The organism is Piscinibacter sp. XHJ-5, assembly GCF_029855045.1.
GTDB lineage: Bacteria > Pseudomonadota > Gammaproteobacteria > Burkholderiales > Burkholderiaceae_C > Albitalea.
This window is the reverse complement of the sequence record NZ_CP123228.1, coordinates 716,311-730,701: the sequence shown is the minus strand read 5'-3', so window position 1 is coordinate 730,701 and position 14,391 is coordinate 716,311. Positions and strand designations below refer to the sequence as shown.

At 69.9% G+C, this 14,391-nt stretch carries 17 protein-coding genes; 12 read left to right on the top strand and 5 right to left on the bottom strand.

What is annotated here, in order from left to right; all coding sequences use genetic code 11:
• Position 1: 1 nt before the first annotated feature.
• The gene (locus P7V53_RS03470) at positions 2 to 583 is read right to left on the bottom strand and encodes a 5-formyltetrahydrofolate cyclo-ligase (protein ID WP_280154085.1); all 582 of its coding nucleotides are present in this window, start codon (positions 581 to 583) and stop codon (positions 2 to 4) included.
• Positions 584 to 629: 46 nt separating this feature from the next.
• On the opposite strand from P7V53_RS03470, the gene P7V53_RS03465 reads away from it, so the two are divergent.
• Genes P7V53_RS03465 through P7V53_RS03455 form a run of 3 tightly spaced genes read left to right on the top strand, consistent with a single transcriptional unit; the run spans position 630 to position 2,420 of the window.
• Positions 630 to 1,076, top strand: a complete 447-nt coding sequence (locus tag P7V53_RS03465; protein ID WP_280154084.1) for a TfoX/Sxy family protein — start codon at positions 630 to 632, stop codon at positions 1,074 to 1,076.
• Between the two features lie 23 nt (positions 1,077 to 1,099).
• A complete protein-coding gene (locus tag P7V53_RS03460; RefSeq protein ID WP_280154083.1) occupies positions 1,100 to 1,402 on the top strand; it encodes a hypothetical protein in 303 nt (100 codons plus the stop codon).
• 31 nt (positions 1,403 to 1,433) lie between these two features.
• A complete protein-coding gene (locus P7V53_RS03455) occupies positions 1,434 to 2,420 on the top strand; it encodes a LysR family transcriptional regulator (RefSeq protein ID WP_280154082.1) in 987 nt (328 codons plus the stop codon).
• Here P7V53_RS03455 and P7V53_RS03450 read toward each other — a convergent pair.
• Entirely contained in the window at positions 2,417 to 2,971 is a 555-nt protein-coding gene (locus P7V53_RS03450) for a 5-formyltetrahydrofolate cyclo-ligase (protein WP_280154081.1), read from the bottom strand. The genes P7V53_RS03455 and P7V53_RS03450 overlap by 4 nt on opposite strands.
• A 51-nt stretch (positions 2,972 to 3,022) precedes the next feature.
• Here P7V53_RS03450 and P7V53_RS03445 point away from each other — a divergent pair, with 51 nt between their 5' ends.
• The 4 genes from P7V53_RS03445 (at position 3,023) to P7V53_RS03430 (ending at position 8,066) form a co-directional block, all read left to right on the top strand.
• Positions 3,023 to 5,068, top strand: coding sequence for a lytic transglycosylase domain-containing protein (locus tag P7V53_RS03445; RefSeq protein WP_280154080.1), 2,046 nt, complete (start codon positions 3,023 to 3,025; stop codon positions 5,066 to 5,068).
• On the top strand, positions 5,065 to 6,018 hold the full coding sequence (locus P7V53_RS03440) for a complex I NDUFA9 subunit family protein (RefSeq protein WP_280154079.1): 954 nt from the start codon (positions 5,065 to 5,067) through the stop codon (positions 6,016 to 6,018). The genes P7V53_RS03445 and P7V53_RS03440 overlap by 4 nt, the downstream gene beginning before the upstream one ends.
• Positions 6,019 to 6,112: 94 nt before the next feature.
• On the top strand, positions 6,113 to 6,790 hold the full coding sequence (locus P7V53_RS03435; protein WP_280154078.1) for a glutathione S-transferase family protein: 678 nt from the start codon (positions 6,113 to 6,115) through the stop codon (positions 6,788 to 6,790).
• Positions 6,791 to 6,839: 49 nt separating this feature from the next.
• Positions 6,840 to 8,066 carry a multifunctional CCA addition/repair protein gene (locus tag P7V53_RS03430; RefSeq protein WP_280154077.1) on the top strand — a complete coding sequence of 409 codons (1,227 nt, stop codon included), beginning with the start codon at positions 6,840 to 6,842 and terminating at the stop codon, positions 8,064 to 8,066.
• 7 nt (positions 8,067 to 8,073) lie between these two features.
• Here P7V53_RS03430 and P7V53_RS03425 read toward each other — a convergent pair whose 3' ends face one another.
• Entirely contained in the window at positions 8,074 to 8,268 is a 195-nt protein-coding gene (locus tag P7V53_RS03425) for a DUF2905 domain-containing protein (protein ID WP_280154076.1), read from the bottom strand.
• On the bottom strand, positions 8,265 to 9,362 hold the full coding sequence (locus P7V53_RS03420; RefSeq protein ID WP_280154075.1) for an SAM-dependent methyltransferase: 1,098 nt from the start codon (positions 9,360 to 9,362) through the stop codon (positions 8,265 to 8,267). The genes P7V53_RS03425 and P7V53_RS03420 overlap by 4 nt, the downstream gene beginning before the upstream one ends.
• Before the next feature lie 18 nt (positions 9,363 to 9,380).
• On the opposite strand from P7V53_RS03420, the gene P7V53_RS03415 reads away from it, so the two are divergent.
• The 4 genes from P7V53_RS03415 to P7V53_RS03400 are packed head-to-tail and all read left to right on the top strand — an operon-like array spanning position 9,381 to position 12,137.
• Entirely contained in the window at positions 9,381 to 10,160 is a 780-nt protein-coding gene (locus P7V53_RS03415; protein WP_280154074.1) for an SDR family oxidoreductase, read from the top strand.
• Between the two features lies 1 nt (position 10,161).
• Positions 10,162 to 10,566: a dihydroneopterin aldolase gene (locus P7V53_RS03410; RefSeq protein ID WP_280154073.1), complete on the top strand. Its 405-nt coding sequence runs from the start codon at positions 10,162 to 10,164 to the stop codon at positions 10,564 to 10,566.
• Positions 10,567 to 10,569: 3 nt separating this feature from the next.
• Positions 10,570 to 11,490, top strand: coding sequence for a tRNA 2-thiocytidine(32) synthetase TtcA (gene ttcA / locus P7V53_RS03405; RefSeq protein WP_280154072.1), 921 nt, complete (start codon positions 10,570 to 10,572; stop codon positions 11,488 to 11,490).
• Between the two features lie 35 nt (positions 11,491 to 11,525).
• Positions 11,526 to 12,137, top strand: coding sequence for a DUF4136 domain-containing protein (locus P7V53_RS03400; RefSeq protein ID WP_280154071.1), 612 nt, complete (start codon positions 11,526 to 11,528; stop codon positions 12,135 to 12,137).
• Here the strand turns inward: P7V53_RS03400 and P7V53_RS03395 are convergent.
• Positions 12,127 to 13,005 (bottom strand): DUF6279 family lipoprotein, encoded by an 879-nt coding sequence (locus P7V53_RS03395; RefSeq protein WP_280154070.1) that lies wholly within the window; start codon positions 13,003 to 13,005, stop codon positions 12,127 to 12,129. The genes P7V53_RS03400 and P7V53_RS03395 overlap by 11 nt on opposite strands.
• On the opposite strand from P7V53_RS03395, the gene glmU reads away from it, so the two are divergent.
• Entirely contained in the window at positions 13,004 to 14,386 is a 1,383-nt protein-coding gene (glmU, locus tag P7V53_RS03390; protein WP_280154069.1) for a bifunctional UDP-N-acetylglucosamine diphosphorylase/glucosamine-1-phosphate N-acetyltransferase GlmU, read from the top strand. The genes P7V53_RS03395 and glmU overlap by 2 nt on opposite strands.
• The last annotated feature ends 5 nt before the right edge of the window (positions 14,387 to 14,391 follow it).

Here is a 14,391-nt window from a genome sequence, read left to right as displayed (position 1 = left end):
ATCAGGCGTCGGCGGCCTGCCAGACCACGCCGTCGTCGGTCAGCATCGCATCGACCACCGCGTCCCCGGGACGCGGACGCAGCAGCGGGACGAAGCCGTTCGAGTAGCACAGTCCCACCGTCGTCGGCCGCGGCGTCAGGCTCGCCACGGTGCGGTCGTAGAAGCCGCCGCCATAGCCAATGCGGGCACCCTCGGGCCCATAGCCGACACACGGCAGCAGCAGCATCCGCGGCTGGAACACCTCGGTGCCCTTGGGCTTGGGGATGTCGTGCGCGTCCAGTTCCATCGGGCAGCCGGGATACCAGACGTGAAAGCGCAGCGACCCCGTCGCGCGATCCACCACCGGCAGCCCGATGCGGCGGTGCTCGTCCGCTTCCGCCCAGCGGTACAGCGCCGGCAGCGGGTCGAACTCGCCCTTGATCGGCCAGTAGGCACCGATCGCCGTTTCGCCGCGGCCCACCAGCCAGACGCGAAGCACGTTCTGCAGCGCGACTGCGCGCTCCAGCCGATCAGGGAGCGCCTGGCGCGCGGCGATCAGCTTTCGGCGCAGGGCGTCCCGGTCCTCGTTCGGATCTAGTGTCATGGCCGCTCGCGGTTGATGCGTGAACGGCGATTGTGCAAGATGCCCCATGGCCTACGAGGAACTTGCCAACCATTGCGTGGAGCTGTTCGAGCCGCTGGGCGCGGCCCGTTCGCGCCGGATGTTCGGCGGCCACGGCGTCTACATCGACGACCTGTTCGTCGCGTTGATCGCCGACGACCGCATCTACCTCAAGGCCGACGTGCACACCCGCCCCGCCTTCGAGGCGGCCGGGTGCGAGCCCTTCGTCTACGACGGCGCCGGCGGCCAGCACGTCGCGCTGGGCTACTGGAGCGCGCCGGCCGAGGCGATGGACTCCGCGGCTCAGATGCAACCCTGGGCGCGGCTGGCCATCGAGGCAGCGCTGCGTGCCAGGGCCGCCAAGCCGCCCGCTGCCCGCCGCAAGCCACCGGCCAGGCGGTCGGCGGCGGATGCGACGCCGCGCAAGCCCAAGGCGGCGGCATCGCGCGGCAAGGCCCGCACCGGCCGCGGCTGAGCCGGGCGCCAGTCGATCACCGTTTGCTCGCCTCGCTGCCACGGCTCGACGACGACGGCGTCGTCTGCTTCCAGCCGCACGCGCTGCCCGGCCTCGAGCACGTGATCGTCGAGGTCTCCCCGGCGGGTGAGCCACACGCGGCCGCTGCGGACCACGACTTCACCCGCCTGCTGAGCGAACCGAACCGGTTGGCCGAAGTGCATCGCCAGACCACCGAGCGGAGCCGCGTACAATTGCGATTTCATCATCAATCTCCCGGTTCGGCGACGAGGGTTTCGCCGCGCTATGCCTCTATATTCGCCTCATTCCTGAAACAGATCCAATGAATTCAGTCGACCACTTTGATGCGGATTTGATATGAATACGGTCCGTCAGCGGCCGCTGGCCCTGGGCAGCCTGCGCGCCTTCGAGGCAGTCGCCAGACGCCTGAGCTTCAGCGACGCCGCCGAGGAGCTGCACCTCACGCAATCGGCCGTCAGCCGGCAGATCAAGGGCCTGGAAGACGAGCTCGGCGCGCCCCTGTTCACCCGCGGCACGCGGCACGTGGAGCTCACCGGCGACGGCACGGCGCTGCTGCGCGTGGTCGCGCCCTGGCTCGACCGGCTCGACGCCGGCGTGCGCCAGATCCGCCAGGCGCGCGGGCGGCGCGTCGTGCACCTGAACACCTTCCCGTCGTTCGCCTCGTTGTGGCTGCTGCCGCAGATGGAGGCCTTTCAGCGCGACAACCCCGATCTCGACATCCGCGTGTCGGCCACCGACCGCATCGTCGAGCTGGACGAGCCCGATCTCGATATCGCATTGCGCTATTGCGCCCCGTCCGACGCGCCTCAGGGAGCGCGCCGGCTGTTCGGCGAAGTGCTGACACCGGTCATCAGCCCGCGGCTGGCCGACCGCATCCAGCGCGGCGAAGCGCCGCCGCTGCGCACGGCCGCCGACCTGGCGGAGCACACGCTGTGCGAGGAAGACGACCACCGCCCGAGCTCCGAATTCCTCAGCTGGCGACACTGGCTCACGGTGCAGGGCGCACCGCGCGTCCAGCCGCGCCGCTGGCTGTACCTCAACTTCACCTACCAGCAGGTGCAGGCCGCGCTCGCCGGCCAGGGCATCGCGCTCGCGCGGGTCGCCATGGTCACCGAGGCGCTGGCGCGCGGCGACCTGATCGAGCCCTTCGGCGCGGCCGGACGGGTCTACAGCCCTTTTGCCTACTGGCTGGTGACCATCGGTGCCAGCGCCACGCGCGAGGAGGTGCGCAAGTTCTGCGACTGGCTCGAATGGCGGGCCACCGTCACGCGCGAGGCGATGGGCGAGGTGGCGAACGTCGAAGGGCCGACCGAGGCGGACTAACCCACCACGCCGCGCTCGGTGATGATCAGCATCAGCGGCTGGTCGTGCGGCTGCGGCGCGAGATCGGCCTCGGTGATCTCGGTCGCCGACCATGCGACGCCGACAGCCGTGACGTGCGGGTGGGCCGCGAGCCAGCGGTCGTAGAACCCGCCGCCGTAGCCGAGCCGGTAGCCCGAGGCGGTGAAGCCCAGGCACGGCACCAGCACGACGTCGGGCACGACCGGCGATCCCTCGATCGTCGGGATGCCGCAGTCGTCGCGCAGCGTGGGCTCGGCGCGATCCCAGGCGCGGAACTGCAGCTCGCGTGACGGGCGCCTGGCGAATGGCAGGGCCAAATCGACGGAATGCAGGTTTCTGTCGCCAAGACACGCGACCGCTGCGTTAAATTCGGAACGAAGCGGCCAGTACAGCCCCAGTCGCTGCGGCTGCAGCTCGTCCAGCACCTTGCCCAGATGTGCCGCCAGCGCGGCTTGCGCGGCGGTTCCCGATGCCGCGGCGAATTCATCCCGGATCCGGTGAAGACGCTCGCGCAGCGCGCGACGGGAAGGCACGGCAGAGGCGTCGGAAGGCGCGAGCGACACGGTTCAGGAAGGCATCGAAGTTTGAAGACCTGCAGTTCAGTATATGGGTCGGCCCGCGGACGTTTCCTGGCCCGCGCGGCCGCCATCGTCGCTCTCGGCGCAGCCCTGGTCTCGCCGTGGCCCGGGCCGGTCGCCCAGGCCCAGCCCGACCCGGTGGTCGACGCCCGCGAGGCGTTCCGCAAGAAGGACCGCAACCGCCTCGCGGTGTCGCGCGCACAAGCCGCGGCGAGCCAGCATCCGCTCGCGATGTGGGCCGACTACTGGGAGCTCAGCAACCGCATCTCGGAGGCGTCGCAGCCGGAGGTGGAAGCGTTCTACCAGCGCTGGAGCGGCACCTACGTGGAGGACCGGCTGCGCAACGATTGGCTGCTCGAGCTCGGCCATCGGCGCGACTGGGCCAACTTCATCTCCGACTTCCCGCGCTTTCGCATGAACGACGACCGCGAGGTCCAGTGTTATGCCTTGCTGACCCAGCATCAGGAACGACAGGACGTGCGCGAGGCCGCCCTCTACGTCTGGTTCGCGCAGCGCGACGTCGACGAAGGCTGCAACCTGCTGGCCGCGACCCTGCTCGACGCGAAGGTCTTCACCCCCGCCGACGTCTGGCGCAAGACCCGGCTCGCGGTCGATGCGGGCCGCCTGCGCGCGGCGCGCCAGTCGGCAGCGCTGGTCAGCCTGAGCGCGGCCAGCCTGCTGCAGGAGATGACCGACAGCCCGGCGCGCTACCTGGCGCGCAAGGCGACGGCCGACGGGCGCATCAATGCCGAGCTCGCGACGATGGCCCTGATGCGCATGGCCAGCAACGAGCCCGACGCCGCTGCCCTCGCGCTCAACGAGCGCTGGGAGCGCGCCCTGCCGGCCGACCTGGCATCGTGGGCGTGGGCCAGCGTCGCGCGGCAGGCGGCGATGAAGCTGCTGCCGGATGCCTCCGACCACTACCTGCGCGCCGCACGCCTGGCCGGCCGCGATGGACGAGGCATCGACTGGCCCGACGACACGATGGCGTGGAAGGCGCGGGCCGCCCTGCGCGCCGACAACGGCCGCGGCCGCTGGCAGCAGGTGGTGCAGGCGGTCGATGCGATGCGCCCCGAGGAGCAGCAGGAAGCGACCTGGGTCTACTGGAAGGCGCGTGCCCTGCAGTCGCTGGCGGGCGATTCGCAGAGCGGCGAAGCGCTCAGGGCGCAATCGCGGCGCATGCTCGGCTCCATCTCACACCAGCTCAGCTTCTACGGCGCGCTGGCCGCCGAAGCGCTGGGGCGTCCGTTCGTGCTGCCGCCGCCGCCCGAGCCGCTCGCGCCGGAAGAGAAGGCGGCCGCGGCCGCGCACCCCGGGCTCCTGCGTGCGTTGCGCCTGGTGGGCCTGGGCTTGCGCGACGAAGGTCGCCGGGAGTGGAACTACTCGCTGCGCGGCATGACCGACCGCGAGCTGATCGCCGCGGCGGCGCTGGCCTGCGAGCAGCGCGACTGGCAGCTGTGCATCAACACCAGCGAGCGCACGCGCCACGAGATCGACGTGACGCAGCGCTATCCCACGCCGTACAAGGAAGAGATCGAGACCCGCGCGCGCGAGCTCGGCCTCGATGCCAACTACGTGTTCGGCCTGATCCGCCAGGAGACCCGCTTCATGGCGACGCTGCGCTCGAGCGCAGGCGCCAGCGGGCTGATGCAGGTGATGCCGGCCACCGCACGCTGGACGGCGCGCAAGATCGGCCTCGACTTCTCGCCGGAGATGATCAGCGACCCCAGCACCAACCTGCGCATCGGCACCGGCTACCTGCGGATGGTGCTCGACGCCTTCGACGGGTCGCAGGCGCTGGCCGCGGCGGCCTACAACGCCGGCCCGAACCGGCCGCGCCGCTGGCGCGAAGGACCGGCCCTCGATCCCGCGGCATGGGCGGAGAACATTCCCTTCAACGAGACGCGCGACTACGTGAAGAAGGTGCTCGCGAACGCGAGCATCTATGCGGCGCTGTCCAGCGGCGAGCCGCCCGCGCTGCGCTCGCGGCTGGGCCGCCCGGTGGGCCCGCGCGACGCCAACGCCCCGGAAGTCGACAAGGACCTGCCATGAAGAACATCCTGGTCCTCGGCGGCACCGGCTTCGTCGGGATGAGCGTGTGCGAGAAGCTGGTCGAGCGCAGCGGCGGGGGCGATGGGCGCATCACCGTGCCGACGCGCTTCCCGAACCGGGCCGGCCACATCCAGCCGCTGCCCACGCTGGAGATCCCGCGCTGGGATCCGCACGACGACGCGCAGCTCGATCGGCTGGTGCGCGGCCGCGATGCGGTCATCAACCTTGTCGCCACGCTGCACGGCAGCGAGGCCGAGATGCGCCGCGTCAACGTCGACCTGCCCGAGCGCCTGGGTCGCCTCTGCGCAGCGCGCGGCGTGCGGCGCGTGGTGCACATCAGCGCGCTCGGGGCTGCCGACGATGCGCCGTCGAAGTACCTTCGCACCAAGGCCGCCGGCGAGCGCGCGCTGACCCGATCGGGCGTCGATGTGGCCGTCCTGCGCCCGTCGGTGATGTTCGGCGAGCATGACCACCTGATGAACCGGTTTGCCTCGCTGCAGAAGGTGTTTCCGGTGATGCCGCTGGCCGCGGCCGGCGCGCGGTTCCAGCCGGTGTGGGTCGACGACGTCGCCGTCGCCATCGTGCGGCTGCTGGACCCGCTTCGCACCGAGCGGCTCGTCGAGTGCGTGGGGCCGAACACCTATACCTTGCGCCAGCTGGTGGAGCTGGCCGGCCGCTGGTCCGGGCATCCGCGGCCGGTGATTGCCCTGCCCGACATCTTCGGTCGACTGCAGGCGGCGGTGTTCGAGCTGCTGCCCGGCCCGCCGGTGATCTCGCGTGACAACCTCGATTCGATGAAGGTGCCCAGCGTCGCGAGCGGGCGTGCCCCGACGCTGGAGGCCCTGGGCGTCACCCCGCGGGCGCTGGAGAGCGTGATGCCCGACATCCTCGGCTGGCGGCAGGGGCCGGCGCGACTGGATCCGTGGCGCGCGCTCGCCCGTCGCCGCTGAGGCATGCGCCATGCGCATCACAGCGATGCGCATTGATCACGCCGCCACCCCAAGCCTTGGCTAGCATCGTCGTCCGCAACACGAAGGAACCTGCATGCAGCTCTACATCGGCAACAAGAACTACTCCTCCTGGTCGCTTCGCCCGTGGCTGCTGATGAAGCACAGCGGCATCCCCTTCGAGGAAATCAAGCTGCGGCTGTCGCAGGATCCCGATTCCGACTTCAAGCGCCGCCTGGCCACCGTCGCACCCAGCGGCCGCGTGCCGATCCTCGTGGACGAGGGCTTCGCCGTGTGGGACACGCTGGCGATCGCCGAGTACCTGGCCGAGAAGTACCCGGCGAAGCAGCTGTGGCCGACCCAGCCGCTGGCCCGTGCCCGTGCGCGCAGCCTGTGCGCCGAGATGCACTCGGGCTTCGGCGCGCTGCGCAATCACTTCGGCATGAACATCGAGGCCTCGCTCCCGGAGATCGGCCGCAAGGTGCTTGCCGAGCAGCCGGACGCGCGCGCCGACGTCGCGCGCATCGAGCAGATGTGGCAGCAGCAGCTGCACGAGCATGGCGGTCCCTTCCTGTTCGGCACCTTCACCATTGCCGACGCCTTCTTCGCCCCGGTGTGCACCCGCATCCGCACTTACGGGCTGCCGGTGAGCGCGGTCGTGCAGGACTATGTCGATCGCATCTGGTCGCTGCCGGCGATGCAGGCGTGGGCAGGCGAGGCCGTGCAGGAGCACGATTTCATCGACTTCGACGAGCCGTATCGCACGCATCGCTGAGCCGTCGTGACGGCGGGGTTGGCTGGCGCCCCCGCCTACACTTCGGCGGATGAAGAGCTACATCGTCGGCGGCGCAGTGCGCGACGCGCTGCTCGGGCTGCCGGTGAACGACCACGACTGGGTCGTCGTCGGCGCCACGCCGGAGCAGATGGTCGCCGCCGGCTTCAAGCCCGTCGGGCAGGACTTCCCCGTCTTCCTGCATCCGCAGACGAAAGAGGAATACGCGCTGGCCCGCACCGAGCGCAAGACCGCGCCTGGCTATCACGGGTTCACCTTCCACGCCGACCCTTCGGTCACCCTGGAACAAGACCTCGAACGGCGCGACCTGACGATCAATGCGATGGCGAGGGACGAAGGCGGCGCGCTGGTCGATCCCTTCGGCGGACAGCGCGACCTGCAGGCCAAGCGGCTGCGCCACGTTTCCCCTGCGTTCGCCGAAGACCCGGTGCGCATCCTGCGGCTCGCACGCTTTGCCGCGCGCTTTGCCGATTTCGAGGTCGCCCCCGAGACGCAGGCGCTGATGCGGCAGATGGTCGACGCGGGCGAGGTCGACGCCCTCGTGCCCGAGCGGGTGTGGCAGGAGCTGTCACGCGGACTGATGGAGGGCCGGCCATCGCGCATGTTCGAGGTGCTGCGGCGCTGCGGCGCGCTGGCGCAGCTGCTGCCCGAGGTCGACCGGCTGTGGGGCGTCCCGCAGCCGGCAGCCCATCATCCCGAGATCGACACCGGCGTGCACCTGATGCTGGTGCTCGACATGAGCGCCAGGCTCGCCGCACCGCTCACCGTGCGCTTCGCCTGCCTTTGCCACGACCTGGGCAAGGGCACGACGCCGCCGGAGCTGCTTCCGCGGCATCACGCGCATGAGGCGCGCAGCGTCAAGCTGCTGCGCGATGTGGCCGAGCGCCTGAAGGTGCCTGTCGATTGCCGCGAGCTGGCAGAAGTCGTGGCCCGCGAGCACGGCAACGTGCATCGCAGCGGCGAGCTCAATGCCGCCGCGATGGTGCGCCTGCTGGACCGCTGCGATGCGTGGCGCCGACCGGACCGCTTCGCCGAGTTGCTGTTCGCCTGCGAATGCGATGCGCGCGGGCGGGCGGGCTTGGAGGACAGGCCGTATGCGCCGCGCGAGCGATTGGGCCGGGTGCTCCAATGCGCGCGCGGGGTGGACACGGCAGCGGTGGCGGCAGCGATGATCGAGCGCGGTGCCAAGGGACCGGCGATCGGCGACGCGATCCGGCGCGCGCGGATCGCGGCGGTGGAGGAATGCCTGTCGGGCTGACCCCGAGCTACAGGAGCTTCGCCACCAGCATCGCGATGAAGCTGAGCACCACGCTGCTCGCCAGCGGCACGAAGAACTCCCGGCCGAACAGCCTGAACCGAAAGTCGCCCGGCAGCCGGCCCAGCCCCAGCTTCTCGAGCCACGGCCGCAGCCCGCTGAAGATCAGCAGCGCAAGGAAGACGACGATCAGCCAGCGGATCACAGCTTGTGGGTCCGATCGCCTTCAGTGAAGCCCAGCGCCTCGACAGGGCAGTCCTTGCCGAATCCGATCACCTTGAACAGCTCGCCCATCTCGTGCTCGTTCAGCAGCTTCTGCGCGCTCGCGATGCCGCGCGCGTCGGCCTGCGCCAGGTCGGCGAGCAGCCCGCAGTTCATCAGGAAGCGCGCCTGCGTCGTGTAGCCCAGCACTTCGAAGCCGGCCTCCTGGCCGGCGAGCGCGATGCCGGTGAAGTCGACATGCGCGGTGATGTCCTTGTCGCCGACATTGCTCAGCGGGTCGGGGTCGGCCCGATGGCCGCGATGGCACATCAGCGTGCCGCCATGTCGCTGCGGGTGGTAGTACTCGGCGGCCGGGAAGCCGTAGTCGATGAAGAAAGCCGCACCCCGCGACAGTCGCTCGGCCAGCGTCGCGACGAAGGCTTCGGCCTGCGGATGGATCTCGGTGACCGTGCCAGGCACGAAAGGCCCCTCGTGCGGCGGTCGCAGCGTCGTCTCCTGATCCGCCCAGGCGAAGCGTTCGCCGTCGAGCGAGACACCGCGCTCGAACCAGCGCTCGCCGTCGAAGCGCAGCAGCTGCACCGGCATGGCATCGAGCACCTCGTTGCCGACCACGACGCCTTGCATCGTGTCGGGCAGCGCATCCCACCAATGCACCCGCGCGCCGTGCGCCTGCAAGACCTGCTGCTGTCGCTGGCGCAGAGTGCCGGACAGGTCGACGATGTGATAGCGGCGAACGCGCTCGCCCAGCGCCTCGAGCAGCGACCGCGCCAGCGCACCCGAGCCCGCGCCGAATTCCCAGACCTCGTCGCAGCCGCATGCGTCCAGCACCTGCGCCACCTGCCGCGCCAGCGCGTGCCCGAACAGGGGCGACAGCTCGGGAGCGGTGACGAAGTCGCTCCCCGACGATGGCAGCGTGCCAAACTGGCGGTCGCCGCGGCTGTAGTAGCCCAGCCCCGGCGCGTACAGCGCCATCGCCATGAAGCGATCGAAGGGCAGCCAGCCGCCGTCACGCGCGATCGCCCGCCGGATCAGGGCCGGCAGCGCCGCCGATACACTGGCAGGTTCGTTGGGTCTCATCGCTGGATTGTAGGAACCATGGCTTCCCGCCCCGTCGTGCTGGTGACCGGCGCCGCCCGGCGCCTCGGCCGCGAGATCGCGCTCGAGCTGGCCGCGAACGGCTTCGACATCGCGCTGCACTTCCGGCGCTCGCGCGACGAAGCCGAAGCAACGGCGGTCGACCTGCGTGCGGCGGGCGCCGATGCCGCGACCTTCGACGCCGACCTCGCCGACGAGGCGGCGTGCCGCGCGCTGGTCCCCCGCGTCATCGGGCACTTCGAGCGCCTCGACGCGGTGGTCAACAACGCCTCCACCTTCGAGTACGACGCGCCGTCGACCTTCGGCCACGCGGCCATGGACAAGCACTGGCGCGCCAACGTCGCCCCGGCGGTGATCCTCGCGCAGGCGCTGCACGAGCATCTGCGGGGTTGCCCCGAGGTCGGCTGCGTCGTCAACCTGATCGACCAGAAGCTGTGGAATCCCAATCCCGACTACTTCTCCTACACCCTGTCCAAGGCGGCGCTCGAAGCGGCGACGCTGATCCTGGCGCAGGCGCTGGCACCTCAGCTGCGGGTGTGCGGCGTGGCGCCGGGCGTCACGCTGGTATCGGGGCCGATGACCGACGCCGAGTTCGAGACGGCGCGCACGCTGACGCCGCTCGCGCGCTCCTCGACGCCGCAGGACGTGGCGCGCGCCGTGCGGTTCCTCATCGAGTCCCCGGCCATCACCGGCACGACCTTGCTCGTCGACGGCGGCCAGCATCTGCAGCGGCAGCCGCGCGACGTGCTGTTCATTGCCAACCCGGATCGGAAAGCCTGACATGGACAGCCTGCTGCACCACCCGAGCCTGATGGACTGCCGGCGGCTGTTCCTGCGCAACTACGAGGTGTGGATCAACATCGGCGTGCACGACTTCGAGAAGCGCGGCGAGCAGCGCGTGCTGATCAACGTCGACCTGTACATCCCGCTGGCAGTGTCGACGCCCCAGGAAGACGAGCTGGACGAGGTGGTCGACTACGACTTCATGCGCCGCACCATCGCGCTGCGCGTCAAGCAAGGCCACATCCACCTGCAGGAAACACTGTGCGACGACATACTGGCGCTGATGCTGGCCCACCCGCGCGTGAAGGCCGCCCGGGTGTCCACCGAGAAGCCCGACGTGTATCCCGATTGCGATGCGGTCGGCTGTGAAGTGTTCGGCCTGGCCGAAGCGAAGAAAGTCTGAACGATGAGTGCCGTCCTCGATCCCCAGGGCCAGGCCGCCGCCGAGAAGAAGGCGGCCCACGAGACGAACAAGCTGTCCAAGCGGTTGCACCGCCTGGTGGGCCAGGCGATCGCCGACTTCAACATGATCGAAGACGGCGACAAGGTGATGGTGTGCGTGTCGGGCGGCAAGGACAGCTACGCGCTGCTCGACATCCTGCTCAACCTGCGACGGCGCGCGCCGGTGCGCTTCGACGTCGTCGCGGTCAACCTCGACCAGAAGCAGCCGGGCTTTCCGGAGCACGTGCTGCCCGAGTACCTGGCCGGCCGGGACATCCCCTTCCACATCGAGGCGCAGGACACGTACTCCATCGTCAAGCGGCTCATCCCCGAAGGCAAGACGATGTGCAGCCTGTGCTCACGGCTGCGGCGCGGCATCCTCTACCGGGTCGCCGGCGAGCTGGGCGCGACCAAGATCGCGCTCGGCCACCACCGCGACGACATGCTGCAGACGCTGTTCATGAACATGTTCTTCGGCAGCCGCATGAAGGGCATGCCGCCCAAGCTGGTCAGCGACGACGGCCGGCACATCGTCATCCGCCCGCTGGCCTACGTGCCGGAGACCGATCTCGAGCGCTGGGCCGCGCACCGGCAGTTCCCCATCATCCCGTGCACCCTGTGCGGCAGCCAGGCCAACCTTCAGCGCGTGCAGATCAAGAAGATGCTGCGCGAGTGGGACCGCCAGTTTCCCGGCCGCATCGATAACCTGTTCACTGCCATGGGCAACATCGTCCCCTCGCACCTGATGGACAGGAACCTGTACCCGTTCACCACGCTCCAATCGACCGGGGTGGTCAACCCCGGCGGCGACCGGGCGTTTGACGATGAGGACGACTGCGGGCCCCCGGCCACGGGCGCGATCAGGCTGCACCGCGACGACGACTGAGACCCGAGCGTCGACTTCTGCTGCAGGAGGTGCGTATGTGGAAAGCAATGATGGCCCTGGCCACCGCCGTCGCGCTGACCGGCTGCGCCGGCATGCGCGAGCTCAGCAACGACGTGTCGACCTACAGCCTCTGGCCGGCCGACCGCAAGCCCACCACGTACGCCTTCGAGCGGCTGCCCTCGCAGCAGACAGTGCCCCAGCAGGCCCAGCTGCTCGAGGACGCGGCCGCCCGGGCGCTGCAACAGGCCGGCTTCACGCCCGCGGCCGATCCCAAGGCCGCCGACGTCACCGTGACGCTGGGAGCGCGCGTCACGCCGAACGACCGCTCGCCCTATGACGATCCGTTCTGGTGGCGCGGCGGGCTGTACGTCCACCGCTTCTACGGCCGTCCGTTCTGGCATCCCTGGTACGGCTCGCGCTTCGGCCATCCCTTCTTCTACGACTCGCCCACCTACGAGCGCGAGGTCGCGATGCTGATCCGCGACCGACCCTCGGGTCAGCCGCTGTACGAGGTGCGCGTCACGAACGACGGCTATTCGTCGTCGATCAACTCGCTGCTCGGCGCGATGTTCGAGGCAGGTCTCAAGGACTTCCCCAGCGCGGGCGCCAGCAACCCGCGCCGCGTGGTGACGCAGGTCACCTCGTAGGCTCGGCAGCCAGCGCGCGCAGGTCGTCCTCCCAGGACTTGAGCTTGGCCACCGCGCGGCGCCGCTGCTCCGGCGTCGCCAGGTTGTGCACCTCGGCGGCGAACTCGCAGTTGTACAGGGCCAGCCGCTCCTGATACAGGCGGTACGGCTCGCGCGGCGAGCGGAACGCATGGGCGTACAGGCGGCGCATGGCCGCCTGCGCCTGCGCCGGCGTGCCTTCCGAGCGGATGCGGCGCAGCAGTTGCACGACATCCTCCTGGCGCAGCTTGCGTTCGGCCAGCCAGGCCTGCGGATCGAACGGCGACGCGTCGAGCAGCTGCCCGATGCGCTCGCGCTGCGCCTCGTTCAGCGGCCCGTACAGGGTCTCCGCACGCTCGGCGATGCGCTTGACCGACGCGCTGCGGCGCTCGTCGTAGTCGTCCTGCAGGAAGTTGCTGCGGTATTCGGCGTTGGTCTTCGCGTGCTTGCGCTGCAGGTGCCCGATCTGCTCGTCGCTGAGGGTGCGCGCGAACTCGGCCATCGCCGGCACGGCCTGGTCGAAGGCCGCGGTCATGCGCGTCGTGACCTCGTCCTGCAGACGGCATACCTGGGCCGGCGTGAGTCGATCCGCCATCTGGGGCTGCAGCCTGGCCAGCCACTGGGCATAGTCCGCCAGCTGGGTCTGGCGATGCCAGCGGAACCAGTCGCGGATCTGCTCGCGAACCCGCGGCGACTGGGTCTCGTCGACGTCGACATAGCCGTCCAGCCACCAGTACACCAGCTCGGGCGCCTGGTTGTAGCCGAAGCGCAGCGCGCTGCAGCCCGACAGCAGCCCCAAGGCCAGTGCCAGCACCCCGATAATCACGCTTCTCGACAAGGACATCTGCATGGCTCTGGACATCGTCATCATGGCCGCGGGCAAGGGCACCCGCATGAGATCCGCGCGGCCGAAGGTGCTGCACCAGCTCGCCGGGAAGAGCCTATTGCAGCATGTTCTGGACACCGTCTGCGCGCTGGGCTCGGATCGCATCATCACGATCACCGGCCATGGCGCCGGCGAGGTCGAGGCCGCCGTGCGCGCGCCCGGACTGGAGTTCGTGCGCCAGGAGCCGCTGCTCGGCACCGGCCATGCGGTGCAGCAGGCCGTGCCGCTGCTGCACGACGAAGGGACCACGCTGATCCTCAACGGCGACGTGCCGCTGATCGAAGCCGCGACCGCCCGCCACCTGATCGACGACTGCGGCGGCCAGCGGCTTTCGCTGCTGACCGTCGCGCTGGGCGACGCCAGCGGCTACGGCCGCGTCGTGCGCGATGCGGCGGGCAACGAGGTGCTCGGAATCGTCGAGCACAAGGACGCCACCGAGGCGCAGCGCCAGATCCGCGAGGCGTACACCGGCATGATGGCCGCGCCCACGGCGGCGCTCAAGCGCTGGCTGGCGCGGCTGACAAACGACAACGTGCAGGGCGAGTACTACCTCACCGACATCGTCGCGATGGCCGTGGCCGACGGCGTTCACGTGGTGGCGACGCAGGCGGCCAACGAGACCGAAGTCCTGGGCGTCAACACGCTCTCGCAGCTGGCGGACCTGGAGCGCCGCTACCAGCTCGGGCGCGCCGAAGCGTTGATGGACGCCGGCGTGCGTCTCGCGGATCCGGCCCGCTTCGACGTTCGCGGCGAGCTCGTCTGCGCCAGCGATGTCGAGATCGACGTCAACTGCGTCTTCGAAGGGCGCGTCGAGATCGGCGAAGGCGCCCGCGTCGGCCCGCACTGCTACATCCGCAATGCCGTCATCGCGCCGCGTGCGGTCATCCATCCGTTCACGCACATGGACGGCGAAGCGCTCGGCGTGCGCATAGGCGCCGGCGCGCTGGTCGGGCCGTTCGCACGCCTGCGTCCGGGCGCCGATCTCGGCGAGGAGGTGCACATCGGCAATTTCGTCGAGGTGAAGAACTCCACGCTGGCCCGCGGCGCCAAGGCCAACCATCTCGCCTACCTGGGCGACGCCGATGTCGGCGAGCGCGTCAACTACGGCGCCGGCAGCATCACCGCCAACTACGACGGCGCCAACAAGCACCGCACGGTGATCGGCCCCGAGGTGCACGTGGGAAGCAACTGCGTGCTGGTGGCTCCGATCAAGGTCGGCGAAGGCGCGACCATCGGTGCGGGCTCCACGATCAGCAAGGATGCGCCCGCCGGGCAGCTCACGGTGGCCCGCGCCAAGCAGGTCGCGATCAGCGGCTGGACGCGCCCGCAGAAAAAGAAGAAGTAGCCGCG

Coding starts and splice junctions, on each gene's coding strand:
- P7V53_RS03470 (WP_280154085.1), bottom strand. CDS start 583: ATGACACTAGATCCGAACGAGGACCGGGACGCCCTGCGCCGAAAGCTG.
- P7V53_RS03465 (WP_280154084.1), top strand. CDS start 630: ATGGCCTACGAGGAACTTGCCAACCATTGCGTGGAGCTGTTCGAGCCG.
- P7V53_RS03455 (WP_280154082.1), top strand. CDS start 1,434: ATGAATACGGTCCGTCAGCGGCCGCTGGCCCTGGGCAGCCTGCGCGCC.
- P7V53_RS03440 (WP_280154079.1), top strand. CDS start 5,065: ATGAAGAACATCCTGGTCCTCGGCGGCACCGGCTTCGTCGGGATGAGC.
- P7V53_RS03435 (WP_280154078.1), top strand. CDS start 6,113: ATGCAGCTCTACATCGGCAACAAGAACTACTCCTCCTGGTCGCTTCGC.
- P7V53_RS03430 (WP_280154077.1), top strand. CDS start 6,840: ATGAAGAGCTACATCGTCGGCGGCGCAGTGCGCGACGCGCTGCTCGGG.
- P7V53_RS03420 (WP_280154075.1), bottom strand. CDS start 9,362: ATGAGACCCAACGAACCTGCCAGTGTATCGGCGGCGCTGCCGGCCCTG.
- P7V53_RS03415 (WP_280154074.1), top strand. CDS start 9,381: ATGGCTTCCCGCCCCGTCGTGCTGGTGACCGGCGCCGCCCGGCGCCTC.
- P7V53_RS03410 (WP_280154073.1), top strand. CDS start 10,162: ATGGACAGCCTGCTGCACCACCCGAGCCTGATGGACTGCCGGCGGCTG.
- ttcA (WP_280154072.1), top strand. CDS start 10,570: ATGAGTGCCGTCCTCGATCCCCAGGGCCAGGCCGCCGCCGAGAAGAAG.
- P7V53_RS03400 (WP_280154071.1), top strand. CDS start 11,526: ATGTGGAAAGCAATGATGGCCCTGGCCACCGCCGTCGCGCTGACCGGC.
- glmU (WP_280154069.1), top strand. CDS start 13,004: ATGGCTCTGGACATCGTCATCATGGCCGCGGGCAAGGGCACCCGCATG.
- P7V53_RS03395 (WP_280154070.1), bottom strand. CDS start 13,005: ATGCAGATGTCCTTGTCGAGAAGCGTGATTATCGGGGTGCTGGCACTG.